Origin of the sequence: Marivibrio sp. (assembly GCF_040218065.1) — a bacterium.
GTDB lineage: Bacteria > Pseudomonadota > Alphaproteobacteria > UBA8366 > Aestuariispiraceae > Marivibrio.
In genome coordinates, this window is the sequence record NZ_JAVJQE010000010.1 from 206,264 (window position 1) to 229,590 (window position 23,327).

Below are 23,327 nucleotides of genomic sequence, written 5' to 3' on the forward strand. Positions count from 1 at the left end.
TTCCAGTCCCGCTCGTCGCGCCCTCTTCCGATCGGGACGCTGCGTCGGAAAGGCTAGCATGGATCGCCCGATGCGCTATAGGGGCTTTATCCGACGCCGAGCCACAGGATCGCGAGCGGCGTGGTGACGACCGCGATGAGGGTTGAGATCAGGATTGCGGTGGAGCCGCGAGCGACGTAGCGGCCGTAGCGCCCGCCGATGATGAACACGTTGGCCGCCACCGGCAGCGCGGCCGTCAGAACGCCCGCCGCCGCCCAGAAAGGATCGACCGGAAAAAGCTGAAAGCAGACGAGCCACACCGCCAGCGGGTGGACGACCAGCTTGAAGAGGCTCATCGACGCCACTTCGCCGAGGCCCTTGGAGATCGGCCGTCCCCACAGGCCGGCGCCCAGGGCGAACAGCGCCGCCGGCCCGGCCGCATCGGCCAGCAGGCCGATCAGCACCGCGATCGGCCCCGGCAGGGCGAGCCCGGTCGCCGACCAGCCGACGCCGGCTGCGATCGACAGGACGAAAGGGTTGAGGGCCGCGCCCTTCAGCGCCTGCAGCACCGTCGCGCCGATCTTGCGCCCGGCCTGTGCGGCGCGCGCCTCCGCGACCTCCAGCAGCAGAATAGAAAGCGTGATGGTGACGACCAGATCCCACAGGATCGCGATCACCACCGGCGGGGCCGCGGCCTCGCCCATCACGCCGACGATCAGCGGAATGCCGAGGAAGCCCGCATTGCTGACCGCGCCCGCCTGGCCATGCAGCGCCGCCTCCCCCAGCTTCAGGCGAAAGACCAGAACGCCCGCCGCGACGGCCGCCAGATAGACCAGCAGCGTCGGGACGCCGTAGGCCAGCAGGTAATCGATGCGCAGGATCTCCCCCAGGTCGCGCGTCGCGAAGGCGCGGAAGATCAGGCAGGGCAAGGCGAAATAGAAGACGAAGGCGTGCACGCCCTTGACCGCGCGCTCGTCCATCAGGCCGCGCCAACGGGCGGCGGCGCCGCATCCGATGACGGCGAAGAAGGGCAGAGTCGCGGCGAGCGCGGCGAGAAAGGCGGTCATGACCGTCCTTATCGCCGGCCCGGTCCGCCGGGACAAGGTCGACGCTTTTCAAGCCCGCCGACGGCGCTACATTGCCGGCCATGACCGAACCGTCCGACGCCTCCCGACCCGAGCCGACCGCCGCGCTGCTGATCGTCGGCGATGAAATCCTGTCCGGCCGCACCCGCGACGCCAATCTGCAGCATCTGGCCGAGCGGCTGCAGACCGTCGGCGTGCCGGTGGTGGAGGCGCGCGTCATCCCCGATCGCGCCGAAACCGTCATCGCCGCCGTCCGCGAGCTGTCCTCCCGGGTCGATTATCTTTTCACCAGCGGCGGCATCGGGCCGACGCATGACGACATCACGGCGGACTGCGTCGCCGCCGCCTTCGAGCGCGCCATCGACGTTCATCCGGAGGCGCGCGCCCGGCTGGAGCGACACTACGCTGAAAGCGAGCACGCGTTGAACGAGGCGCGCCTGCGCATGGCGCGCATCCCGGACGGTGCGGAATTGATCGACAACCCCGTCTCCGCCGCCCCGGGCTTCCGCCTGGAAAACGTCTACGTCATGGCCGGGGTGCCCCGGATCATGGCGGCGATGCTGGATCAGGTGATCCCGACGCTGAAAGGCGGCGGGCCGCTTCTGGCGGAGACCGTGCGCTGCAATCTGCCGGAAGGCGAGGCGGCCGAGGGCCTGCGCCGCATCGCGGAGGAAAATCCGACCGTCGGCGTCGGCAGCTATCCGAAATACGGGTCGGGCGGCTTCCAGCTCTCCATCGTCGTGCGCGGGCGCGACGCAAAGGCGGTCGAGGCGGCGGCCCAGGACGTCGAGACGTTGGTCCGCGAGCTCGGCGGCCAGCCCGAGCGGCTGGCGCCCGGCGAGCCGGCCTGAGGCGAACATTATCAGCAGGAGGCGAGATGCCGCTGCACCCTTTCGAGCGCCGCGTGGTGCGCTTCTGGCTGACCCATTTGAGCGTCGGCGCCGGCGTCGCGGCGCTGATCACCGGCGCGATCTTGATTTTCGATTTCGGCGGGCTGGGCGGGCTCGTCTCGCGGGCCGGCAATCCCTGGATGTGGGGCCTGTTCCTCTACGGCAGCCTGACGCTAAGCTGCGCGCCGCTCAGCGTTTTCATCGCGTTGATGGCGGGCCAGGAAGACGACGATCCATAAGGCGATCAAGCCCCGAGGCGCGGCCTAGAAGCGCCCCTGCATGTGCATCAAGAGCCCCATCGCCAACGCCACCGCGATCGCGACCGGCAGCACGCGCGCCCACAGGCTTCCCCGTGCGCGCCGCCCGCGCACGATCAGCCACAAGATCACCGCGCCCAGCCCGATCAGCGCGTAAAAGGTAAGGTCCCGGTCCATCGCGGCTGGATAGCACGGCCCGGCGTTCCCGCCCAGGTTTCGGGGACACAATACGAAAGCCGGCGGAGAGAGGCGTCGCGCCCCCGAAATATTGTGTCCCGGAACAAGAAGCCGGGCGCTACGGAAGGATGGTCACCAGTTCCATCATCCCCTGATCCTCGTGATCCAGGATGTGGCAGTGGATGACGAAGGTCCCGATGAAGCGCTCATAGCGGGTTCGCACCGTCACCGGCGGCTCGCCCTCTCGGATGAAGAGCGTGTCCTTCCAGATCTTGCCTTCTCGGCCGTCGGGGAGGATCTGCGTCACCTCGAAGGGGTTCACGTGGATGTGGAACGGATGGCTCGCCCGTTTGCTGGAGAGCGTCCACTCCGCCGCCGTTCCGAGCTTCAGGGATCGGCTGTAGAAATCCGAGTAGGTGCGGTCCGAGATCAGGAAGCGGAAGCGGCAATTCGCGTCGCGCGACGGGTCGCAGGTCGCCGGCTCGCACTTGCCGGTCGCGTCGCACACCCGGTTGTCGAGATTGAAGACCACCGACTGCGCGCCGGCCGGGTCGATCTCGTCGTCCGCGATCCAGGGGTGCGCCAAATAGGGGGCGACTTCCCGCGTCGTCGGCAACGCCATGTCCCGATCGCCGGGCAGCACGCGGACGATCGCCAGCAGGCGCTCCTGTTCGGCCTCCTGCAGCAGGGCGGCGTCGCTGAACAGCGCTTCGTCGGTCAGCAGATAGATCTGCGCGCCCTCTGCGCCGTTCGCCGGCGCCTTCACCATCACGTCGCTGCGATAGCCGGGCTGGAGCTGGATCGCGTCCCACCTATCCACCCGTCCGAAGGCGAGGCCGTCGGCCGCGATCTCATGCAGCGGGACGGCGCGCGGCAACGCGTTCAGCGCCTCGGCGCTCAAGTCGTTCAGCATCGAGCCCAGCGGGACGCCGCCGCGATCGGCCGCGTCGCCCGCGCGAAACCGGCGCAGCGTCGGGCTGATGGTCTCGCGCACGCCGGCGTGCACCATCCGCCAGCGCTGCACCTCGCCGCCGGTCATCACGATCTCTGGGACGATCTGGCCGTTGATCGTGGTCATCCGATGGGATTTGGCCCAGGTGCCGGGGCCGAAGCCGTCGTAGTTTTCGATCTCGCCGTTCTCGTCGTAGCCGATCTGCTGGAAGACCATCAGCTTTTCGGCCGCGGGCGCGATCGACGGGACCTCGTCCAGCCCGCCCTCGATGACGATCAGGCCGGCCATGCCGCTGGAGACCTGCAACGCGGTCGAGCCGTGCACGTGCGCGTGATACCAGAAGGTTCCCGGCGCGTGGTCCTCCGGGATCTCGATCTCATAGTCGAACGCGGTTCCCGGCTCGATCTTTAAGGTCACGTTGTCGCCGTTGCCGAGCGGCGAAACCCAAAGCCCGTGGGTGTGCAGGTTCGTCGTGTTGAAGCCGTGCGGGACGTTCGGGTCGTGCGCGTGATGCGGCTTGTTGGGGGGCAGATCGTTGACGAGACGCACCCGCAGCACGTCGCCCGGCTTCACCCGCAGGGTCGGTCCGACCAGCGCGCCGTTGTAGGTGCGCAGCCGCACCGCGCAGTCCGCGATGGTGTAATGGTCGTAGGCGACCCGTAGATCGGCCTCCAGCACGCCGTTGCGCGAGGCGACGATTTCGCTCGGGGCGGCGAAGGGCTTGCCGGCGTATGTCGACAGATCGATCGGCGCGTAGGCGCAGCCGGGCTTCGCGACGGCCGGTTGCACGATGAACGCGACGAGGCCCAGGGCGGCGCCGAAGACGCCCGCGACGAGACGGATCATGATGTTGCGCTCCCCCTATCGGCTGTCGGCGCGCCTGCGTTGCACGTCGATCGTAACGCGATTATAGCGAGTAAAATATGATAGTCACACTTTTACGACGCCGCGCCCCGACATCGGCGGCGAGGGCTGCTGCGGCGGCGGCGAATGGCGCCGTCTCGCCACATTGCGGTCGCGGCGCGGACATCCGCGCATGGTGCCGTCGCGCCTTGGGCAGGTGCGCAGGTGTTGAACCCGTCGCCGGGCTGCGCTAGCCCAAGGGCGGCCGACGAACGGCTTGAGGCGACCCGGCGCTAACGGACGAAATGGGCGTGAGCAGAAAATACAGCCGAAGCAAGATCCGCCTCGACCGCGGCGATACGCTGGGCGGGACCGTGCCGCTCAGCCTGCGCGACCACGTGCAGCCGGACGTCGGATTCGGCGAACGGCGCTTCAGTCGGCGCCGGCGCGGCGGGTCGGCATGGCTGTCCTGGACGTTCACCATCCTGCTCGCGCTTGCGCTCGCCGGCGGCTTGGGCCTCTTGCTCGGCGCGCTGGGCGAGGCGGCGCCGGCGGCCGAGGGCGAGGAGACGGCCGGCCTCTGGTCCTCAATCCAGGCTTGGCTCGACGCGCAGTTGGCGGCTCTGAAAGAGCTGTTCTAGGCGCGCCGAAGATCCATCGACCCCCTTCCAAAAACCGGACCCAGAGGCTAGCGTCACCCGCGCCGCGGGCGTGGCGAAATTGGTAGACGCAAGGGACTTAAAATCCCTCGGGCTTTGCCCGTACCGGTTCGAGTCCGGTCGCCCGCACCATTTCTCTCTACAACCAGTAAATAAAAAATTTTAATTTTGCTCGGGAAGGATGCGTTAAGCTCCCCCGGGGACATTTACTGGGGGACGCCGGTATGGGGAAGAGACGAGCCGGTTTGCTGGCGGCGATCGCGTTATTGGCGAGCGGCTGCCTCGGGACCGACATGCGGGGGATGGTCGCGCGGGAATGGTCCCGCGACATGCGCGCGCTTCAGATCAACGCGGTGTTTCCGCCGCGCGAGGATTTTCAGGTCGGCGACCTTTATCTGGCGCCCGTCCCGCCGGATCAGCACGAAGACGTCGCGGACGAGGGGGGCTATGCGCCGCTGGCGAGCTGGGTCGGATCGATCGATTTCTCGCGCGAATTGCTGGCTTTCTACAGCACGCGGCGCGCTTATCCGGCGACGCCGCCCAACCAATCGCAGGAGGCGGCGCAGCCGACCCTCGATTGCGCCGCGGCGAATCTGCCCGCGCTAAACGCCGCGCCCGGCGCCCAGGCCGCCGCCGACGCGTTGAATGCAGCCGACGGCGGCGCCGAGACGGCTGAGACCGCGCCGACGGACGGCGTCGTGCAGGGCGCAGCCGCCAGCTTGTGCAACAGCTTCACGTCGCCCCAGGCCCGCAGCGTCGATCGGATGCGTCTTGTCGCCTTCCCGGATTTTTCGAAGACGACGGTGACGGAAGGCGATCTCTCCGGCCTGATTCCGGTGGAGGCGCTGACCGTCGCCTTCGGCGCGCGCTCGCGCGAGACGCGATCGGTCACCTTCAGCGTGCCGATCGCCGAGTCGGTGGGACTGCCGCTCAGTCGCGTCGCGACGAAGCTGACGGCTGAGGCGGAGAATGCGGCGATGTGCCCGCTCTATATTCGCGCCTTGCCGAAAAAGCAGCGGGAAGAGTTCTTGAAGACCCAGATTTTCCATCTGACCGCGGTGACCGAGGTCTTCTACGCCCGCTCCATCGATGTGGCGGTCACCTTTGAGGAGCAGGACGGAGTGGGCCTCGATCTCGGTCTTGCGGATCCGACGGGGACGGCCGCCGGCCAGCAGGGCTCGGTCACGCAGGAGCCCCTTCTCCCGCCGTCGGAGAGCGATCAGTCGACCGCGGAGGCCCAAGACGAGGGCGATCGCCCGAGCGGCGCAATGACGCTTGCGGAGGCGCAGAAGCGGATCGACGCCCTCAATCGGGCGCTGTCCGCCAGTCTCGAGCGCGGCGGCCCCGGCGGCGGGCTGAAGGTGCTGTCGCTCTCGGCCGGCTCGATCGGGATGCGGCGCAGCTTCTCGCAGCCGGTCGCGATCGGCTATCGCGGCGTCAATCTCGCGGTCAAGTCGACGCCGGGTTCTGACGGCGAACCGACCTGCGCCGTCGTCGGGAGCGGTCCGGCCGACGGCGACCTGCCGAAAGATATCGATGCGGCTGCCGGATGATCCTCCAGCCGATCAGTCGGCGTCGGCCGCGGCGAACGCCGCCGCCCGCACGATCAGACGGCGTGCGTTCATCACCAGCGGGACTTCCAGATTGACGCCGTCCATCTCGACCGTGCCGAGGCCGCGGGCCTGGGCCGCGTCGAAGATCTCCACCATGCGGCGGGCGCGGGCGACGACGTCCGCGTCCGGGGTCAAAAGTCGATTGATGACGGCGGCGTGGGTCGGCGAAACGCAGCTCTTCGCGGTCATGCCCAGGCGCCGCGCGTCGCGGGTTTCCGCCTCCAGCCCCGCCTGATCGAGAAAGGTGTAGGGACAGTCGATCGAGACGACGCCCGCCGCCCGGCATTCCAGATGGAAGCGTTCGCGCACATAGGCGAGTTCGCGGCCGTCCGGCCCGCGTTCGGCGCCCAGGTCGGCGGCCATGTCCTCGCTCGCCACCAGGCAGGCGCTGACGGCGGGCGCGGCCGTCGCGATCGCATAGGTCTGCATCAGCCCGCGGGCCAGTTCGATGTTCGGGACCAGCTCGACCGCGCCGACGGGCAGACCGCAGGCGGCCTCTTCGGCGGCGACGCTTTCGGCCAGACGCTGGACCTGCGCGGGCTCGGCGACCTTCGGCATCAGGATCGCGTCGGGAACGCCGGTCTGCGGGTCGGCGAAGCAGGCCGCCAGGTCGCGCGCCCCGTCTTCGGTCTCAAGCGGATTGATGCGCACGGCGGCGACTCGCCCGCCGGCGCGCCAGGCCGCCATCAATTGCGGGATCAACGTGCGCGCCGTCGCGCGGCGATCGGGGGCGGTGAAATCCTCCAGCTCGTGGATCACGACGTCGGCCGGGCCCTCGGCGCGGGTCAGCAGGTCGGCCAGATCGTCGCCGCCGGCGAACAGCCAACTGCGGCGCAGCGCGACCGCGCGGCGGCCGGCGGCCTCGGGTCGGGCGCCGGAGGGGGTGTCGGAGGGGGCGGACGGGTCAGCGGGCGCGCTCATCGGCGGCGGGTCTCCTCGCGGATTGGATCGGTTTGGAGGCGGCGTCGAAGCGCCCCTCATCCGGCGAGGGCTGCTGTCCCCGCGGGCGCGTCACCGTAGGCCGCGTCGTCGGCGATGGCCACCCGATTGCGTCCGGCGGCCTTGGCGGCGTAGAGGGCCCGATCCGCGGCCTCCGTCAGGCGAGAGACGTCGCCGGCGCGCGGCAGCCCGGCGAGGCCGGCCGAAAAGGTGGCCGTGAAGGGACCCGCTTCGCTCGCCTGCGGCAGGACGGCGAAGGCTTCCCGGATCTCCTCCAGCACGCGCGCGGCCGACTCGACGTCGGTGTCGGGCAGGGCGATCGCGAATTCCTCGCCGCCGTAGCGGCCGATCACGTCCGAGACCCGGAGGCGCTGGCGCAGCAGATGGGCGAGCGCGCGCAGCACCCGATCGCCGGCGGGGTGGCCGTGCACGTCGTTCACCTGCTTGAAGCGGTCGAGGTCGAGGAGACACAGCGCAAGCGGCTTGCCGAGGCGTTGCATGCGGGCCGCGTCGCCCGCCAGATGCTCCTTCGTCGCCGTATGATTCAGCAGACCGGTCAGGCTGTCGCGCAGCATCGTCGCGCGCAGCGCCCGGAACCGTCGGGCGCGGGTCTTGACCGCGCTCACCAGATGTTCCGAGCGGATCGCCTTGTTCAGGAAGTCGTCGGCGCCGACCCCGATCACCCGTTGTTGGGCGGCGGCGTCGTCCTCGGCGGAGAGGAAGACGATCGGTATCGAATCGAAGGCCGGCTCCTGCCGGATGACGGCGGCTAATTCGCGGCCCTGCACCTCCGGCATGTAATGATCCATCAGGATCAATTCCGGGCGAAAATCGGCCAGATGCCCCAGCACCGCCATCGGCTCGCTCACCGCCAACACGGTCATGCCGGCCTGTTCCAGCACCGCCTGATAGTATTTCGAGATCACCACGTCGTCGTCGACGATCAGGATGCGATAGGGCTCCGCCTGACCGGGACCCGACAGTCCTTCCATCCGGTCGATCAGCGCCAGGGCGTTCAGGGGCGGCGTCAGATAGGCCGCAGCGCCGGCGCGCACCGCCGCGATGCGCGCGTCGATCGAGGCGTCGTCGGCGATGAAGATCAACGGCGTGCGCGGCTCGCTCGTCCGCGCGGCCTGGGCGACGGCGCGGACCAGATCGGCGTTGTCCCGACCGGCGTGCAGGCGCAGCAACAGATGGCTGGGGCGCAGCGAGGAGACGCTTGCGGCGAGATCGAGCGAGTCGGCGCGGGTTTCAACCCGCCAGCCGAAGGGAGCGAGCAGGGCGGCCGCTTCGGTCGCGCTCGCCTCGTCCGGATCGACCAGCAGCACAGGAGCGGCTTTCGCCTCCGGCGCGCATGCTTCGACCATGATCGACGCCCCCTTCGTCTCGGTCCCCGAGCTTCTCTGTTACCCCGGATGGACTGCTTGCAGCAAGACACGTGGAACGGGCGCCTGGCTTGAGTCGGCGCTTCAAGACGCGACGCTCAGTCCTCCGCGCGGTCGCGGCGGAACGGGGAGTGTTCGGCCAGCAGGTCCTGGACGCGCGCCTCGTGGCGGCGTTCCTCGTCCAGGAAGCGCGCGACGGCGTCGCGGAAGGAGGGGTTGGGGATGTAGTGGGCCGAGCGCGTCTCGACCGGCAGATAGCCGCGCTGGATTTTATGCTCCCCCTGGACGCCGGCCTCGACGCGAGCGAGGCCCGTCTTGATCGCGAAATCGATCGCGCGGTAATAGCACAGTTCGAAATGCAGGAACTTGAAGCGCGCGGCTGCGCCCCAGTTGCGCCCGTAGATCGCGTTTGCGCCGGCGAAATTGAGGGCGCCGGCGATCGGCGTGTCGTCGGCGTACGCCAGCATCAGGACGGTCCGGTCCGTCAGCCGCTCCTGCACCCGATCGAAGAAGTCGCGCGTCAGGTAGGGCGCGCCCCATTTGCGGTCGTAGGTGTCGGTGTAGAAGTCGTAGAACACCTCCCAATGCTCGGGCTTCAGGGCGTCGCCGGTCAGCGTCTCGACCCGCACGCCGGCCTCTTCGACCTTGCGGCGCTCCTTGCGGATCGCTTTGCGCTTGCGGCTTGAGAGCTGGGCGAGGAAATCGTCGAAGCTCTCGTAGCCTTCGTTGGTCCAGTGATATTGATGGCCGGTGCGGATCAGGAAGCCCTGCTCTTTGAGCGCAGGGGCCTCCGCTTCGGTCGGGAAGTTGACGTGCAGGCTGGAGAGGCCGCGCCGCTCGACCAGTTCGATCATGCCGGCGCTCAAGGCCTCGATCGCGTGCGCCGGGTCGGGAGCGGCGGCGGTAAGGAAGCGCGGGCCGGTGACCGGCGTAAAGGGGATCGCCGAGAGCAGTTTGGGATAATAGCGGCCGCCCGCCCGCTCATAGGCGTTGGCCCAGCCGTAGTCGAAGACGTATTCGCCCATGCTGTGGCCTTTGAGGTAGCAGATCGCGGCCGCCTGCAGGCGGCCGTCCGGCCCCTTCATCAACAGATGCTGGGGCAGCCAGCCGGTCTCGGCCGTCACCGACCGGCTTTCCTCAAGCGCGCTCAGGAAGTCGTGGCTGACGAAGGGGTTCTCCGCGCCGGCGCAGGCGTCCCACTCGGCCTTGGGGACGTCGGCCAGCCGCTCGCACACCTCGATCGTCACCGTCTGTTCACCGTCCGGCATCGTCGCCTTGTCGTCCTCTCGCCTGAGCCTGAAGCGAAAGTGTCGCGCGCATGCGGCGCTTTCAAGGCGCCGCACGCGCGCGGACGGGCGAGGAGCCGTCGGACGGCGCCCGGCTGAAACGCCGTCGGGCCGGACTTGATCCGGTCCAACAGGGGCGCGCTCCGGCCGCGCGGGACGCCGTTCCCCCCGGCGCAAGGCCGGAGTGACGGGGTAAGAAGTTTTGGGGGACACGATACTGTTTTCACTCGCGGATCAGCCGAAGGCGGCCAAATTCCTCGTGCGGCCGGAAATCCCCGCTCTTTCCATCCGCCCTGAAGGCGATCACAATTGAACGAGTGTTCAGCGAGCGGGAGAGGGAAGAATGGCGGACGAGGTCGACGCGATCGTCATCGGCGCGGGCCACAACGGGCTGACGGCGGCGGGTTATCTGGCCCGCGCTGGGCTGTCCGTGCGCGTGCTCGAGCGCGCCGACCACATCGGCGGCGCCGCGCTGACAGAGGAGTTTCACCCGGGCTACCGCAACTCCGTCTTCTCCTATCTGGTCAGCCTGCTGGACCGGCGGGTGATCGAGGATCTTGAGCTCAACGCGCACGGGCTGGACTTGATCCAGCGCCCCGGCGGCAGTCTTTCGATCCTGGAGGGCGACCACCTCTACCTGCCGCGCGACGCAGCGGCTGCGAAGGCGGCGCTCGCCCGCTTCTCGGAAAAGGACGCCGAGCGCTTCGAGGCGTTCGAGGCGATGCTGGAGCGCTTCGGCGATCTCGTCCGCGCGCTGGCGCACGAGCCGCCGCCGGACTTCGGCGGCGGGGCCGGCGATCTGTGGACGCTGCTGGGCGCCGCCAATCGGATGCGCAAGCTCTCACCCGAAGATCAGGCGACGCTGGCCGAGCTGATGACCATGTCGATCGGCGATTTCCTGGATCGCTGGTTCGAAAGCGATCCGATCAAGGGGTTGTTCGGCTTTGAAGGCGTGATCGGCAACTTCCAGGGCCCGTACGAGCAGGGCACGGCCTACGTCCTGCTGCATCATGTCTTCGGGCAGGTCGACGGGCGCACCGGCGCCTGGGCTTACGCGCGCGGCGGCATGGGGGCGATCACGCAGGCGATGGCCTCCTTCGCGCGCGCGAAAGGGGCCGTGATCGAGACCGGGGCCGAGGTCGCGGAAGTGCTGCGCAAAGGCGGCAAGGCCGTCGGCGTCGCCCTCGGCGACGGGCGGGAGGTGCGCGCGCCGTTGGTGTTGGCGAACTGCCATCCGCAGGTCCTGTTCGGCCGGTTGATCCCGGGCGAGGAAACGCCGCCCGCCTTCGCGACCAAGATCGCGCATTATCGCTCGGAAAGCGCCACTTTCCGGATGAACCTAGCGCTCTCGGAGCTGCCGAAGTTCGAGACCGTGCCGCATGACGAGACGGGCCTGACGGCCATGCAGAACACGATCGATATCTGCCCCTCGCTGCATTACATGCAGGCGGCCTATGACGACGCGCGCAGCCACGGCTGGGCCAAGCGGCCGATCGTCTCGATGTGCATCCCCTCGATCAGCGACGACACGCTGGCGCCGGAAGGCTGTCACGTGATGAGCCTGTTCTGTCAGCATTTTCGCCGTCATTTGCCGGACGGACGCAGCTGGGACGACGTGCGCGACGGCGTCGCCGACCAGATCGTCGAGACGGTCGCCGAGCATGCGCCCAATCTGAAGCGCTCCATCGTGGGTCGGCAAATCCACTCGCCGCTCGACATCGAACGGCGGCTCAACATGGTCGGCGGCGACATCTTCCACGGCAAGCTCGCGCTCGACCAGATCTACAGCCTGCGCCCGGCGCCGGGCTACGCCTCCCACCGCATGCCGGTCGCGGGCGTCTATCTCTGCGGGTCCGGTGCCCATCCGGGCGGCGGGGTCTCGGGCGTGCCCGGGCGTAACGCAGCGCTCGCCGCGCTGAAGGATCTGAAGCGCGGGCGGGTGAAGGCGGCGTAGGAACAGTCTTTTTCACCGCCGGCGCTTCGGCCGCGCGTGGCGACCCGTCGCCTCAGGCGGCTGTTTGCGCGCCCATTTGATGAATTTTGCGATCTCCGGATCGGCGCGGGCGCTCGCCGCGTCGGGCAGGCGACGCGCCAGCTCCTTCTCGTCATAGAGACTGTGGAGCTTTTTGTGGCACAGGCGATGAAGCCAGTCCCATTCGACCCCGCCCTCCTTCTTCGGGATCCAGTGATGGCGGTCGATCGAGGGGCCGGCGATCATCGGCCGACCGCACAGCGGGCAGGGGCCCAGATCCGCGCCGCGCTCAGGGTCCGCCATCAGGCGGCCTTGCGGCCGATCTCGTCCAGCGGGCCCAGCGCGCGCTCCAGCTTCGGCATGACGTCGGCGCCGAATTTCTCAAGCGACGCCAGCGCCTGAGCGCCCGGCATCGAGGCGATCTGCATGAAGCAGCTGTAGTGGCTGGGGCGCAGCTCGGCGATCTCGGCGGCCATCTTCTCGGCGACCGTTTCCGCGTCGCCGATCACCAGCGCGTCCTCGATCGCCTCAAGAGAGGGCTCGTCGTTCGTCGCCTCGGCCAGGATGAAGGGGCCGTCTAGGCTGGGGACCCCGGCGCGCATGGCGCTGACCACCCGGCCGATATAGCGCGCGCGCTCCGCCACCTCGCGCGCCTCCGCCTTGTCGTCGGTGACGAAGACATATTGCTGCATGGCGAGCGGCGGACGGTCCGGATCGGCCAGCCCGATGCGATGCGCCGCCTCGACGACCGCCTCACGCATCCCGCGCAGCGCCGGCAGGCCGCGAGCCCCGCCGGTGATGAAGGGCGTCGCGCCCGAAGCCAGCGCGCGGTCGAGAACCGTAGGCGCCAGGCCGGTGACGTAGAGCGGCGGCGGGGCCGCCGGCGTCATGGCGATAGGGCTTTCGGGGATTTGGAAATGCGCGCCGCTATGCTGCAGGCGGCCTTCGCCGAGCGCCTGATCGAGGATGTCCCAGATCTCAAGGAACAGCGCCTGCTTCTCCTCGAGCGGCCGGCCGTAGCGCTCGAACTCGAAGCGCTGATAGCCCGACCCGATCCCGATCGCCACGCGTCCGCCGCTGACCCGGTCGAGCAGCCCGATCTCCTGCACCAGACGCAAGGGATCATAGAGCGGCAGCACCAACACCGCTGCGCCGAGGCGGATGGTCTTCGTCAGCCCCGCGCAGTGCGCCGCCATCATCAAGGGGGACGGGCAGACGGAATAGTTGGAGAAATGATGCTCGGCGAACCAGGCGGTCCCGAAGCCGATCTCGTCGGCGAGCCGGGTCATCGCCTTGGCGTCCTCGACCACCTGCTGCACGCCGACGCCGGCGTCGCGTTGGGTCATCAGATTGAACAGGCCGAAATCCATCGCGTCGCGCCCCCTTAGCGCTCCCCTCGTCGTGCGTCTCACTCCATAACATAGCCGCCGGCGACCAGCAGAGTCTCCCCGGCGATGTAGCTGTTCTCCGGTCCGGCCAGATGCAGGATCGCGGCCGCCACCTCGGCCGGGTCGGCGGCGCGGCCGATCGGGGTCTGGGCCGCAAACTCCTCCAGGAAGCCGCTGCCGGCCGCTTTCTGCGTCGCCATCGCCGCCGGCGCGACGGCGTTGACCAGAACGCCCTTGGGCGCGAGGTCGAGGGCGAAGCTCTTGGTCAGGCTCAAGACCGCCGCCTTAACCGCGGCGTAGTGCGCGTTCGCCGGGTGCGCCTTGAAGGCGTCGACGGACGACACGGCGACGATCCGCCCGCGCACCGGCCGGCCGCTGGGGGCGGCGGCCCGGGGCTCGTTGCCGGCCAGGATCGGCGCCGCCGCGGCCGTCATGTTGTAGACGCCGCGCAGATTGACGCCGACCGAGGCCTCCCAGTCCGCGTCGCCGATCTCGTAAAGCTCTTTGCGGGGATAGACGCCGGCGTTGTTGATCAGGCTGTCGAGCCGGCCCAGCGCCGCGTGCGCCTGGGCCAGCGCCGCCTCCGCCTCCGCCCGTCGGACGACGGAGCCGGGGATCGCGTGGACGGGCGCGCCGGTCTCGGCGGCGAGCCGCTCGGCGGCGCGGTCCAGCGTCTCGCCGTTCAGGTCGATCAGCGCGACGCCCGCGCCGCGCCGCGCAAAGGCTTCCGCGCAGGCGTAGCCGAGGCCCTGCGCGCCGCCCGTGACGGCGACGCCCCAGCCGTCCAGATCGACGCTCATCTCCGCTCCCGTCCTCAATGGTGTCTGCGGGGAGCAGTCTAACGGGTGCGGACCAAAGGGGAAGGCCCGCCTAAAGCGCCACGGCCTCGTCCAGATAGACGCGCGCGGGCGGCGGGCCGTCGCCCTCGCCCTTCTCGGCGTAGAACAGCGCGCTCTCGCCCATCAGGCTCATCGGCAGGATGGCGGTGCGGAAGGTGAGCGCCGGGTGGGTGTCGTCGGCGGTGAGCGCCGCCTCCTCGCCCTCCTTGACGAACCAGGCCCCGCCCGGGCGGTGCGGCGTCTCGCGGTTGGCGAGGCGTACGGTGACCGCCCCGTTCGCCAGCACGCGCAGGCTGGGGCCGGGGATGATGTGTGTCGGGTCTTCCGCGCCCGCCTCCAGCGCGACGGCGTCGAGGCGCATAAGCCGCTCCTCGCCCTCGGGCAGGTCGATCACGCTTTCCATCAAGAGGCCCGAGGTGACGCCAGCCTCCTCAAGCTCCTCCGCCTCCTCGCTCGGCGCCAGCTCCCAGCGCAGCACCAGGGCGCCGGTGTGCCCTGTCTCGACCCGCGCCATCCCCCGGGACAGCGCCGCCTCGTCCCGCTCCATCGGCGCCAGATCCGGCAGCGCGCCGCCGCCGACGCCGAGCGACCCTTCGACGCAATAGAGCGCGCGGCTCGCTCCGGGCGTCGCGATCTCCATCCAGCCGCCGGGTGCGATGCGGTCTTCATGCAGGCTGAAGCGGTAAGCGGTCATGGGGCCTCCGGGTCGATCAGACAGGATGCCTAACGCGGGGCGCCCGCCGCGGCAAGCGCCCTCTCATGCGCATTTCGCAGGTGCAGCATGCAAGAAAGGAAGTCGACCGCCCCCTATTTGGTAGGGCAACAACCCTGTCCTAATAACAACAGCTAAGGAGTTGGTTCGATGACCACCAACACGCTTGCGATCTCTGGCGTTCAGCGCCGTTTCGGCCTCCTGGCCGCCTTCGAGGGCGCCGTGGCGCGCTTCAACCGCCGCCGCCAACTGGCCCGCGCGCGCGCCGAACTGCACCGTCTGAGCGACGCCGAACTCGCCGACATCGGCATCGCGCGCTCCGACATCGCGCGCGTCGTGGAGACGGGACGGCGCTGAGCGCCTGACGGGCGTCGGCGCGACCGGCGAGAGATCCCCGGGTCGAGCCCGGGGATGACGAGGGGGCTCCATCGCCGGAAGCCGTTACGGTGTCAGAACGCGATAACAAGAGGGCTGTCATCCCGGCCGGAGCCCAGCGGAGAGCCGGGATCTCGTTGACCGAGCGCTTGCCAGCGAGATCCCGGGTCGGCCTTACGGCCGCCCGGGATGACATCATCGCCCGGCGCTCGGACAGCCCCCCAAAGCCAACCCGTCGTCACCTCAGGCTGGTCCCGGGGGAACAGCAGCACGCGCCGTCGAATGCGTGACGCTTTTGACCCGGAACGGGTCCGGGTCGACGAGTCATGAAGGCGGGCATCAGGTCAGAGGCACAGGGGGCGGCGGTCCGCACGGACTGACTGGGTGACATTGTTCGCCGACACCCTCCGGGCGCCCCCTCGGAAGCGGGAGCCTCAGGCGGCTCGCTTCGGCTTCAGCGCGGGCAGAGGAAGGTCCCCGCTTCCGCGGGGACTCCCCTGCGACAGAGAGACTTGATGACTCACCTTGATGGAGGAGTCATGGCCGGGCTTGACCCGGCCATCTCGCGCGTGGCGCTCCGACGAGCGGCTCAGATGTCGCCCATGCACAGATACTTGATCTCCATCCACTCCTCGATGCCGTACTTGGAGCCTTCGCGGCCGATGCCGCTCTCCTTCACGCCGCCGAAGGGGGCGACTTCGGTCGAGAGGATGCCGGTGTTGATGCCGACCATGCCGTATTCCAGTCCCTCCGCCACGCGCCAGACGCGGCCGACGTCGCGGGCGTAGAAATAGGCGGCGAGGCCGTAGGGCGTGTCGTTGGCGATGCGGATGGCGTCCGCCTCGTCCTTGAAGCGGATGATCGGGGCGACGGGGCCGAAGATCTCGTTGTTCGCGATCTCCATGTCCTGGTCGACGCCTTCCAGCACGGTCGGGCTGAAGAAGTTGCCGCCGAGTTCATGCGGGTCGCCGCCGAGCGAGGCCTTCGCGCCCGCCGACTTCGCGCCGCCGACGAGCTCCGTCACCTTCTTGATGGCGCGCTCGTCGATCAGCGGGCCGATGGTGACGCCGTCCTGCAGGCCGTCGCCGACCTTCATTTTCGCGACCTCGGACTTCAGACGGTCGACGAATTTGTCGTAGATGCCGTCCTGCACCAGGATGCGGTTGGCGCACACGCAGGTCTGTCCGGCGTTGCGGAACTTGCAGGCGATGGCGCCCGGCAGCGCGCTTTCGATGTCGGCGTCGTCGAAGACGATGAAGGGCGCGTTGCCGCCGAGCTCGAGGCTCACCTTCTTCACCGTGTCGGAGGCCTGGCGCATCAGCAGCTTGCCGACGGCGGTCGAGCCGGTGAAGCCGATCTTGCGCACGGTCGGGTTGGACGTCATCTCGCCGCCGATCTCGGCCGACTGATCGCGATCGCCGGTGACGACGGAGAGCACCCCTTTCGGAATCCCCGCCTCTTCCGCCAGCACGCACAGCGCCAGCGCCGACAAGGGCGTCGCCTCGGCCGGCTTGATCACCATCGGACAGCCGGCGGCCAGCGCCGGCGAGGCCTTGCGAGTGATCATCGCGATCGGGAAGTTCCAGGGCGTGATCCCGGCGGTGACGCCGATCGGCTCCTTCGTGACCACGATGCGGCTGTCGGCCTTGTGCTGCGGGATGACGTCGCCGTAGACGCGCTTGCCCTCCTCGCCGAACCACTCGACGAACGAGGCGCCGTAGGCGACCTCCCCCATCGATTCCTGCAAGGGCTTGCCCTGCTCCAGCGTCATGATCATGGCCAGATCGCGCTGGTTCTCCATGATCAGGTCGAAGAACTTGCGCATGATCTGCGCGCGCTCCTTGGCCGTCTTGGCGCGCCAGGCGGGCCAGGCCTCCGCGGCGGCGTCGATCGCGCGGCGCGTCTCGACCTGGCCGCAGCGCGCGACCTTGGCGATGGTCTCGCCGTTTGACGGGTTGACGACGGGGAAGGTCGCGCCGCTGTCGGCGCTCACCCATTCGCCCCCGATATAGGCCTGTTCGCGGAAAAGTTTCTGATTGCTGAGCTGCACGGGCTTCGCCTCCCTTGGCGTCGTTGCGGCGGCCGGCGGTTGGAACGGAAGTCGCCCGACGGACGAGCGGGCCGGCCTTGGATTCGGTCTTCGCGGTCGCCGCTGGTCAAGCGCGCCCGCCCCGCCTACATAAGCCGGGCCGGCCGGTTCCGCAATCGGGCCGCCGGGAAAGGGATCGGCGCCCGTCGATCACGAATGCCCCCGCCACCCTGTCCAGAATGAGGCTTGTCCATGGACCGAGACGCCGCAGAAACCGTCGCCCTGCAAGCGATGCGCTTCATCGCCGACGACGAGGATCGCATGGGCCGCTTTCTGGCCCTGACCGGCGTCGGCCCGGCCGAACTTCGCGACCGGCTGTCGGATCCGGCCTTCCAGATGGGGATCTTGGATTTCCTGCTGAACTACGAGCCGGACCTGCTGGCCTTCGCCGAGGCCGCCGAGATCGAGCCGACACAGCCGGCCTGGGCGCGCCGCGCCTTGGCCCGAGCCGCGGGTCTTAAGGACGAGGAAAGCTCGATCTGAAGCGTGAGAGGCGGGCTGGCGCCCCGTCGGTCAGATAAGCCGGCGAGAGAAGCCGACGAGAGAAGCCGGCTCGGAAGGCCGGTCAGCGAAGATCGACCGCGCGGGGCATCATGCGGCTGACCCGCAAATAAGCGTCGCCGGCCAGTTCGCCGAACCGCTCCGCTTTGGCCTGTTCGCACCGATCGGCGGCGTCGATGGCCTGGCGCTTGAAGCTTTCTGCGTAGAGCGCCTGCTGTTCGAGATACTGGGTGTAGTCGACCAGGATCATCGGGGTTCTCCCTAGGTCCGTCGCTTCATTGCGAACGAAGCCGACTGTACCGCACGGCCGAAGACAAGGCCGTGACGCGCATCACATGTTCGCCAAATTTTCATAAAAAACTCTTGAGCGGCATGGCCTATTCCCGCGTTCGGCGCAGGGTTGGCCCGGGCGCGCGCGGCTGGCAAGCTGTCCCGCCCACGCTAAAGGAGGCGTCTTGGTTTCTCGGGAGCGGATGCAAGGAATGGATGCAATGAAGCGGCTGAAGGCGGCGCTGTTGGCGGGCGCGGTGATTCTCGGGGCGGCCGGTTCGGCGGCCGACGCGTATGCGGCGACCTATGACGAGGCGTTGTCGCAGCTCGCCGCGGCGCACGAGCAGGTTCGCGCGGGCGCCGTGGCGGACGCGGCCGTCACCCTTGACCGCTTGATCGAGGAGACGCCCTCCGACCCGCAGATCGCCGAAGAGCTCAAGGCGGACGTGCTGGCCTCCGCGCTCACCGAGCGCGCCGGCGTCGCATGGCTGGCCGCCGACGGGGCGCAAGCGGCTTCGCTGCTGGAACAGGCGATCGCGACCTACGGCGAGGCGCGCCTCAAGCAGATGTCGGCCAGCTACGTGCTGCATCAATTTGCGCTGGCGGCGATGCACGCCCAGGCCGGGGCGTTGGACCAGGCCGATGCGGCCTATGACCGGGCGGTCGCGCATATCGACGTGCTGTTCGCCGAACAGGTGAACAACCAGACCGCGTTTCAGATCGTCTTCAAACGCGAGATGACCCGCGCCTTCATCGACCTCGCCGGGGCGCCGGGGCAGGAGGGCGTCGACAATGCGGCGGCCGCGACGCGGGTCGCGGAATCGCTCGGCACGCCGTATGCGGCCGTTCACCGCCTCACCGAGGCCTTCGCGCTGGCCGCCGCCGGTCGACTGGACGAGGCCGCCGACAAGGCGGACGGCGCGGCCGCGGACGGCTTGCCCTTCGGCCGGGATTACGTCAGCCGGGCGATGCTGTTCCGGGCGGGAGCGCTGGGCGCGCTGGATCGCCGGGACGAGGCCCTGAAGCTCGCGCGTGCGGCGGAAGGCTACGCCGAATCCAATGACGCGCAGGTCGCGGTGCTGCAACTCTTGAACGACCTCGACGCCCAGCCGGCGGCGGCGCCTTGGCCCACCCGCTTCGATCCGCGGTCGGATGAGTTCTTCATGGTCTTGGCGCCGCGCATGCGGTTGACGAGCGAAATCCGCGAGCGCGGCGAGACCCGTCTGCCGCGCCCGGTGGTGAATGTCGGCTACGCGTTCGATTTTCGCTACGGGGAGTAAGCGGTCCGCCAAACGGCGAGGGCGCGTCCGACCGCGGCCGAGAACGCGCCCCGCCAGACGCTCCGACGTCCTCTTGGGGCGTGAGCCCCAGATCTTCGCGTCGCGTCGCGACGGCCCGCCAACCGCCTTGCCCGTCCGCCGCCGCCTCGGCACTCTGCCTCGCGCATGACCGACGCACCCGCCGCCGGCCGCAGCTGGGACGCCCGCGTCTGGCGACTGGCCGGTCCGATCATCCTGTCGAACCTGACCGTTCCGCTGCTCGGCGCGGTGGATACGGCCGTCGTCGGCCATCTGCCGGACCCGGCCTATCTGGGGGCGGTCGCAATCGGGGCGACGCTGTTCTCCTTTCTCTATTGGGGCTTCGGCTTCCTGCGGATGAGCACCACGGGGCTTACGGCGCAGGCCTGGGGGGCGACGGACCCGCAAGGCGTGCGGTTGCAGTTCCTGCGCGCCGGCGCCGTCGCGCTTTGCATTGCGGGCGCGCTTATGGCCCTGCAGGCGCCGATCGGTTGGCTCGCCTTTCAGCTGTTCCAGGCGAGCGACCAGGTCGAGCGGCTCGCCCGCGGTTACTTCGAAATCCGCATTTGGGGCGCGCCGGCGGCGTTGATGAATTACGTGCTGTTGGGCTGGTTCCTCGGCCGGCAGGACGCGCGCACGCCGCTCTTTCTGCAGATCCTGATCAACGCTGTGAATATCGCTTTCGATCTGCTGTTCGTGGTCGGCTTCGGCTGGGACGTGCGCGGCGTGGCGGCGGCGACGGCGATCGCCGAATGGACGGGCGCGCTCGTCGGGCTATGGCTTGCATGGCGGGCGATGCGCGGGTTGGGACGGGTGAACCGCGGCGCGCTGATCGACCCGGAGGCGCTGAAGCGGCTGTTCTCGATCAACCGCGACATCTTCATCCGCACGCTCTGTCTCGTCTCCGCCTTCGCCTACTTCACGGCGCAGGCGGCGGACATGGGGGAGCTGACCCTGGCGGCCAATGCGGTGCTGCTCAATTTCCTCAACATCGCGAGCTTCGGTCTGGACGGATTCGCCCACGCCGCAGAGGCGTTGATAGGCGGCGCCGTCGGGCGCGGGCGGCGCTCAGATTTCCAGGCTGCGGTGCGCGCGGCCTTTCGCTGGGCGGCCGTCACCGCAGCCTTGATGGCGCTTTTCTTCTTGCTGGCCGGGCCGCAGCTGATCGCGCTCTTGACCGACCAAGCGGCGGTGCGCGAGACCGCGGCCCGCTACATGCTGTGGCCGGCGCTGTTGCCGCTGGTCTCGGTCTGGTGCTTCACCTATGACGGGATCTTCATCGGCGCGACCCGGGGGCGCGACCTGCGCAATGCGATGATCGCCTCGCTCGCGGTCTATCTGGCGCTGATCCACACCGTAGGGCCGGCTTTCGGCAATCATGGACTTTGGGCGGCGATGACCGGCTTCATGGCGGTGCGGGGGCTCTTCCTCGCCCTCTATTATCCGCGTCTGAAGGCGTCCGTCGGGTCGGGTTAAGCGCGGCTCAAGACCGCCACGGCCTCCAGATGACCCGACCAGGGGAATTGGTCGATCGGCGTCGCCGCCTGCAGCCGGTAGCCGCCGTCTTCCAACGTGCGCAAGTCTCGGGCCAGCGTCGACGGGTTGCAGCTGACCGCGACGACGCGGGCGACGGCGCTCGCGGCGATTTCGCGCGCCTGTTCGGCGGCGCCGGCGCGCGGCGGGTCGAACAGCACGGCGTCGAAGCGTTGCAGCTCGTCGGCCGTCAGCGGCGATCGGGCCAGATCGCGGACCTCCGCCGAGACGCGCAAGCCCAAGGCGCCGCCCGCCTTGCGGAAGGCGTCGACATGATCGGCCAGCCCTTCGACCGCATGCACGGCTTTGCCCGCCGCCGCCAGCGGCAGACCCAGCGATCCGCAGCCGGCGTACAGATCGGCGATCCGGTCGGCGTCCGCAAGGGCTGCGGCGACTGCGCCGGCGATCGCGCGCTCGCCCTCGCGGCTCGGCTGCAGGAAGGCGGCCGGCGGCGGTTCAATCGGCGCGCCGCCGAACGTGACGCGTGGCGCGCGGCGGGCCGTCACCGGCTCGGGCGGCGCGCCGGGCTCGGGCGCCCAGGCGATGCGCGCGACGTCGAAACGCTCGGCGAAGGCGGTCAGCGCCTCGCGCTCCGCCAGTCCCGGATCGGCCGCCTTCGCCGGCAGGAACAGGACGTCCGCGCCGGTCTCGCTGGCCAGCAGATGGACGTCGCCGCCTTCGCCAAGGCTTTTCAACCCGCCCGCGAGCTCGCGCAGCGCGGGCAGCATTTCGACCAGCGCCGGGACCAGGATCGGGCAATGCTGAAGGTCCACCACCTTCGGGCCGGCGCGCTCGTTGAAGCCCAGGATCGCGCGCCCCTTAATCCGCCGCACGGCGAGCCGCGCGCGCCGACGCGTCCCCGGCGGGATCGAGACCGTCTCTGAGACGACGCGCTCCTCCAGCGCGGCTTCGTCGAAGCCCTTGCGCGCGAGCGCTTCGATCAGCAGGTCGCGTTTCTCGCGGGCGATCGCCGTCGGCGCGACGTGCTGGAGCGCGCAGCCCCCGCAGATCCCGAAATGCCGACAGGGGGGCTCGGTTCGATCCGGGGAAGCCTCGAGGATCTCTTCGATCCGCGCGGTGCGCCCGTCGCCGCGTTTCGCGCCGGGCACGACCCGCAGTCGGTCGCCCGGCGCGGCCAGCGGCACGTAGAGCCGACCGTGCTCGCTTTCTTCGACCACCCCGTCGCCCTGCGCGCCGATATAGTCCGCCGCCACCTCGATCGGCGGAAGCTCGGTGGGCGACGCCGGACGGCGCGCCTTCTTTCGGCGGGGGACGGATTTCGGCATTGGGTCTCTCACTCAGGCGACAGCTGCGCAACGCCGCCGGTATGCGCCATCGCAGCCTGCGACGCCAGACTTTGCAGGCGGCGAATCAGGCCATACTGTGCTGCGGGGAATACCGTCTTCGCCGAGCGGGCGTGCGGCGGCCAGCGCCCGGCGTGCGGGCGAAGGAACGGGGATCGGGTCCGAAGCGCCATGTCGTGGAATTCCTTTTTCGGTTTCATCGCGGCCATCGGCCTGTTCATCGGCGCGATCGCGATCAGCACCGACAATTTCCTGATCTTCTTAAGTTTCGAAAGCCTGCTGATGGTGATCGGCGGGACGCTGGCGGCCACCTTTCTGGGGCAGGAGGCGCGCTACGTCGTGCTCGCTCTCAAAGGCGCGCTCTCGATCTTCAAGCCCTATAAAATGGGCCGCGGCATTCTGAACGAAGAGGTGAAACGCGTCATTTCCTGGGGCTATTTGGCCCAGCAGAAAGGCATCGTCGCGCTGGACGGCGAGGCCAAGAAGGTCGAGGGCGACGAGTTCCTCGCCTTCGCGGTGGAGCAGCTGTTGAGCGGCTACAGCGGGGACGAGATCCGCGAGAATCTCTCGCTCGTCGCCGAGACGACGTTCGAGCGCAACATGGTGCCGGCCAATATCCTGCGCTCTATGGGCGGCACGGCGCCGGCCTTCGGGATGATCGGCACGCTGGTCGGTCTGATCATCATGTTGGACGATATGGGCTCCGATCCGACGCAGTTGGGCAAGGGGTTGGCCGTCGCGCTCAACACCACGCTCTACGGCGTGATCTTCGCGCGGATGATGTTCATTCCGGCCGCGAACAAGCTCACTCAACGCAATCAGATCCTGCGCTTCCGGCACGAGTTGATCGCGGAGGGAATCTGCATGCTGGCCGACCGCAAGAACCCGCGCTACATCCAGGACCGGATGAACAGCTTCCTCGACCCGGCGATCCGCTTCGACATCGACCGGCAGATGAAGAGCTAGGGACGGAGGCCGCGC

Annotated in this window: 23 protein-coding genes and 1 tRNA gene; 11 read left to right on the plus strand and 13 right to left on the minus strand. The window is 68.9% G+C overall.

The genetic code is table 11. The annotated features are described in order from the left end of the window. Positions 1-86 precede the first annotated feature (86 nt). The gene (locus tag RIB45_RS11030) at positions 87-1,046 is read right to left on the minus strand and encodes an AEC family transporter (protein ID WP_350050324.1); all 960 of its coding nucleotides are present in this window, start codon (positions 1,044-1,046) and stop codon (positions 87-89) included. A gap of 80 nt (positions 1,047-1,126) precedes the next feature. On the opposite strand from RIB45_RS11030, the gene RIB45_RS11035 reads away from it, so the two are divergent. Next, a complete protein-coding gene (locus tag RIB45_RS11035) occupies positions 1,127-1,915 on the plus strand; it encodes a competence/damage-inducible protein A (protein ID WP_350050325.1) in 789 nt (262 codons plus the stop codon). A gap of 26 nt (positions 1,916-1,941) precedes the next feature. Continuing rightward, complete coding sequence (locus RIB45_RS11040) at positions 1,942-2,193, plus strand: hypothetical protein (protein WP_350050326.1); 252 nt, start codon at positions 1,942-1,944, stop codon at positions 2,191-2,193. 24 nt (positions 2,194-2,217) lie between these two features. On the opposite strand, the gene RIB45_RS11045 is transcribed toward RIB45_RS11040, so the two are convergent. Together RIB45_RS11045 and RIB45_RS11050 are read right to left on the minus strand one after the other, a co-directional pair. Beyond that, complete coding sequence (locus RIB45_RS11045; protein ID WP_350050327.1) at positions 2,218-2,388, minus strand: hypothetical protein; 171 nt, start codon at positions 2,386-2,388, stop codon at positions 2,218-2,220. A gap of 118 nt (positions 2,389-2,506) precedes the next feature. Then, positions 2,507-4,186, minus strand: a complete 1,680-nt coding sequence (locus RIB45_RS11050) for a multicopper oxidase family protein (RefSeq protein ID WP_350050328.1) — start codon at positions 4,184-4,186, stop codon at positions 2,507-2,509. 308 nt (positions 4,187-4,494) lie between these two features. Between RIB45_RS11050 and RIB45_RS11055 the strand changes: the two genes are divergently transcribed. The 3 genes from RIB45_RS11055 to RIB45_RS11065 all read left to right on the plus strand — a co-directional run bounded on the left by RIB45_RS11055 (position 4,495) and on the right by RIB45_RS11065 (position 6,395). Continuing rightward, positions 4,495-4,824, plus strand: a complete 330-nt coding sequence (locus RIB45_RS11055; RefSeq protein WP_350050329.1) for a hypothetical protein — start codon at positions 4,495-4,497, stop codon at positions 4,822-4,824. A gap of 64 nt (positions 4,825-4,888) precedes the next feature. Next, a tRNA-Leu gene (locus tag RIB45_RS11060) sits at positions 4,889-4,974 on the plus strand. 92 nt (positions 4,975-5,066) lie between these two features. Beyond that, the gene (locus RIB45_RS11065; protein WP_350050330.1) at positions 5,067-6,395 is read left to right on the plus strand and encodes a hypothetical protein; all 1,329 of its coding nucleotides are present in this window, start codon (positions 5,067-5,069) and stop codon (positions 6,393-6,395) included. 12 nt (positions 6,396-6,407) lie between these two features. On the opposite strand, the gene RIB45_RS11070 is transcribed toward RIB45_RS11065, so the two are convergent. From RIB45_RS11070 to RIB45_RS11080, 3 genes are all read right to left on the minus strand, one after another. Continuing rightward, entirely contained in the window at positions 6,408-7,376 is a 969-nt protein-coding gene (locus RIB45_RS11070) for an HpcH/HpaI aldolase/citrate lyase family protein (protein ID WP_350050331.1), read from the minus strand. 56 nt (positions 7,377-7,432) lie between these two features. Further along, positions 7,433-8,761, minus strand: a complete 1,329-nt coding sequence (locus RIB45_RS11075; protein ID WP_350050332.1) for a diguanylate cyclase — start codon at positions 8,759-8,761, stop codon at positions 7,433-7,435. Between the two features lie 116 nt (positions 8,762-8,877). Continuing rightward, entirely contained in the window at positions 8,878-10,047 is a 1,170-nt protein-coding gene (locus RIB45_RS11080; RefSeq protein ID WP_350050333.1) for a GNAT family N-acetyltransferase, read from the minus strand. Between the two features lie 361 nt (positions 10,048-10,408). Between RIB45_RS11080 and RIB45_RS11085 the strand changes: the two genes are divergently transcribed. Further along, positions 10,409-12,019 (plus strand): phytoene desaturase family protein, encoded by a 1,611-nt coding sequence (locus RIB45_RS11085; protein WP_350050334.1) that lies wholly within the window; start codon positions 10,409-10,411, stop codon positions 12,017-12,019. A 12-nt stretch (positions 12,020-12,031) separates the two neighbouring features. On the opposite strand, the gene RIB45_RS11090 is transcribed toward RIB45_RS11085, so the two are convergent. The 4 genes from RIB45_RS11090 to RIB45_RS11105 all read right to left on the minus strand — a co-directional run bounded on the left by RIB45_RS11090 (position 12,032) and on the right by RIB45_RS11105 (position 14,958). Beyond that, complete coding sequence (locus RIB45_RS11090) at positions 12,032-12,340, minus strand: HNH endonuclease family protein (RefSeq protein ID WP_350050335.1); 309 nt, start codon at positions 12,338-12,340, stop codon at positions 12,032-12,034. Continuing rightward, positions 12,340-13,407 (minus strand): LLM class flavin-dependent oxidoreductase, encoded by a 1,068-nt coding sequence (locus RIB45_RS11095; protein ID WP_350050336.1) that lies wholly within the window; start codon positions 13,405-13,407, stop codon positions 12,340-12,342. Before RIB45_RS11095 ends, RIB45_RS11090 begins: the two co-directional genes overlap by 1 nt. Positions 13,408-13,445: 38 nt before the next feature. Continuing rightward, positions 13,446-14,225 carry an SDR family NAD(P)-dependent oxidoreductase gene (locus RIB45_RS11100; RefSeq protein WP_350050337.1) on the minus strand — a complete coding sequence of 260 codons (780 nt, stop codon included), beginning with the start codon at positions 14,223-14,225 and terminating at the stop codon, positions 13,446-13,448. A 70-nt stretch (positions 14,226-14,295) separates the two neighbouring features. After that, positions 14,296-14,958 carry a hypothetical protein gene (locus tag RIB45_RS11105; protein ID WP_350050338.1) on the minus strand — a complete coding sequence of 221 codons (663 nt, stop codon included), beginning with the start codon at positions 14,956-14,958 and terminating at the stop codon, positions 14,296-14,298. A 168-nt stretch (positions 14,959-15,126) separates the two neighbouring features. Here RIB45_RS11105 and RIB45_RS11110 point away from each other — a divergent pair, with 168 nt between their 5' ends. Beyond that, positions 15,127-15,333: a YjiS-like domain-containing protein gene (locus tag RIB45_RS11110; RefSeq protein WP_350050339.1), complete on the plus strand. Its 207-nt coding sequence runs from the start codon at positions 15,127-15,129 to the stop codon at positions 15,331-15,333. A 607-nt stretch (positions 15,334-15,940) separates the two neighbouring features. On the opposite strand, the gene RIB45_RS11115 is transcribed toward RIB45_RS11110, so the two are convergent. Then, on the minus strand, positions 15,941-17,401 hold the full coding sequence (locus tag RIB45_RS11115) for an NAD-dependent succinate-semialdehyde dehydrogenase (RefSeq protein ID WP_350050340.1): 1,461 nt from the start codon (positions 17,399-17,401) through the stop codon (positions 15,941-15,943). A gap of 231 nt (positions 17,402-17,632) precedes the next feature. Between RIB45_RS11115 and RIB45_RS11120 the strand changes: the two genes are divergently transcribed. Continuing rightward, positions 17,633-17,923: a DUF3572 domain-containing protein gene (locus RIB45_RS11120; RefSeq protein ID WP_350050341.1), complete on the plus strand. Its 291-nt coding sequence runs from the start codon at positions 17,633-17,635 to the stop codon at positions 17,921-17,923. A gap of 82 nt (positions 17,924-18,005) precedes the next feature. Here the strand turns inward: RIB45_RS11120 and RIB45_RS11125 are convergent, their stop codons facing one another. Next, positions 18,006-18,191: a hypothetical protein gene (locus RIB45_RS11125; protein WP_350050342.1), complete on the minus strand. Its 186-nt coding sequence runs from the start codon at positions 18,189-18,191 to the stop codon at positions 18,006-18,008. Between the two features lie 232 nt (positions 18,192-18,423). Here RIB45_RS11125 and RIB45_RS11130 point away from each other — a divergent pair, with 232 nt between their 5' ends. Together RIB45_RS11130 and RIB45_RS11135 are read left to right on the plus strand one after the other, a co-directional pair. Then, positions 18,424-19,491, plus strand: a complete 1,068-nt coding sequence (locus RIB45_RS11130; protein ID WP_350050343.1) for a hypothetical protein — start codon at positions 18,424-18,426, stop codon at positions 19,489-19,491. Positions 19,492-19,656: 165 nt separating this feature from the next. Then, on the plus strand, positions 19,657-20,985 hold the full coding sequence (locus RIB45_RS11135) for an MATE family efflux transporter (RefSeq protein WP_350050344.1): 1,329 nt from the start codon (positions 19,657-19,659) through the stop codon (positions 20,983-20,985). Here RIB45_RS11135 and RIB45_RS11140 read toward each other — a convergent pair. Beyond that, the gene (locus RIB45_RS11140; RefSeq protein WP_350050345.1) at positions 20,982-22,328 is read right to left on the minus strand and encodes a class I SAM-dependent RNA methyltransferase; all 1,347 of its coding nucleotides are present in this window, start codon (positions 22,326-22,328) and stop codon (positions 20,982-20,984) included. The two genes, RIB45_RS11135 and RIB45_RS11140, sit on opposite strands and share 4 nt — an antisense overlap. 189 nt (positions 22,329-22,517) lie before the next feature. On the opposite strand from RIB45_RS11140, the gene RIB45_RS11145 reads away from it, so the two are divergent. Further along, on the plus strand, positions 22,518-23,312 hold the full coding sequence (locus RIB45_RS11145) for a motility protein A (RefSeq protein WP_350050346.1): 795 nt from the start codon (positions 22,518-22,520) through the stop codon (positions 23,310-23,312). Positions 23,313-23,327: the final 15 nt, after the last annotated feature.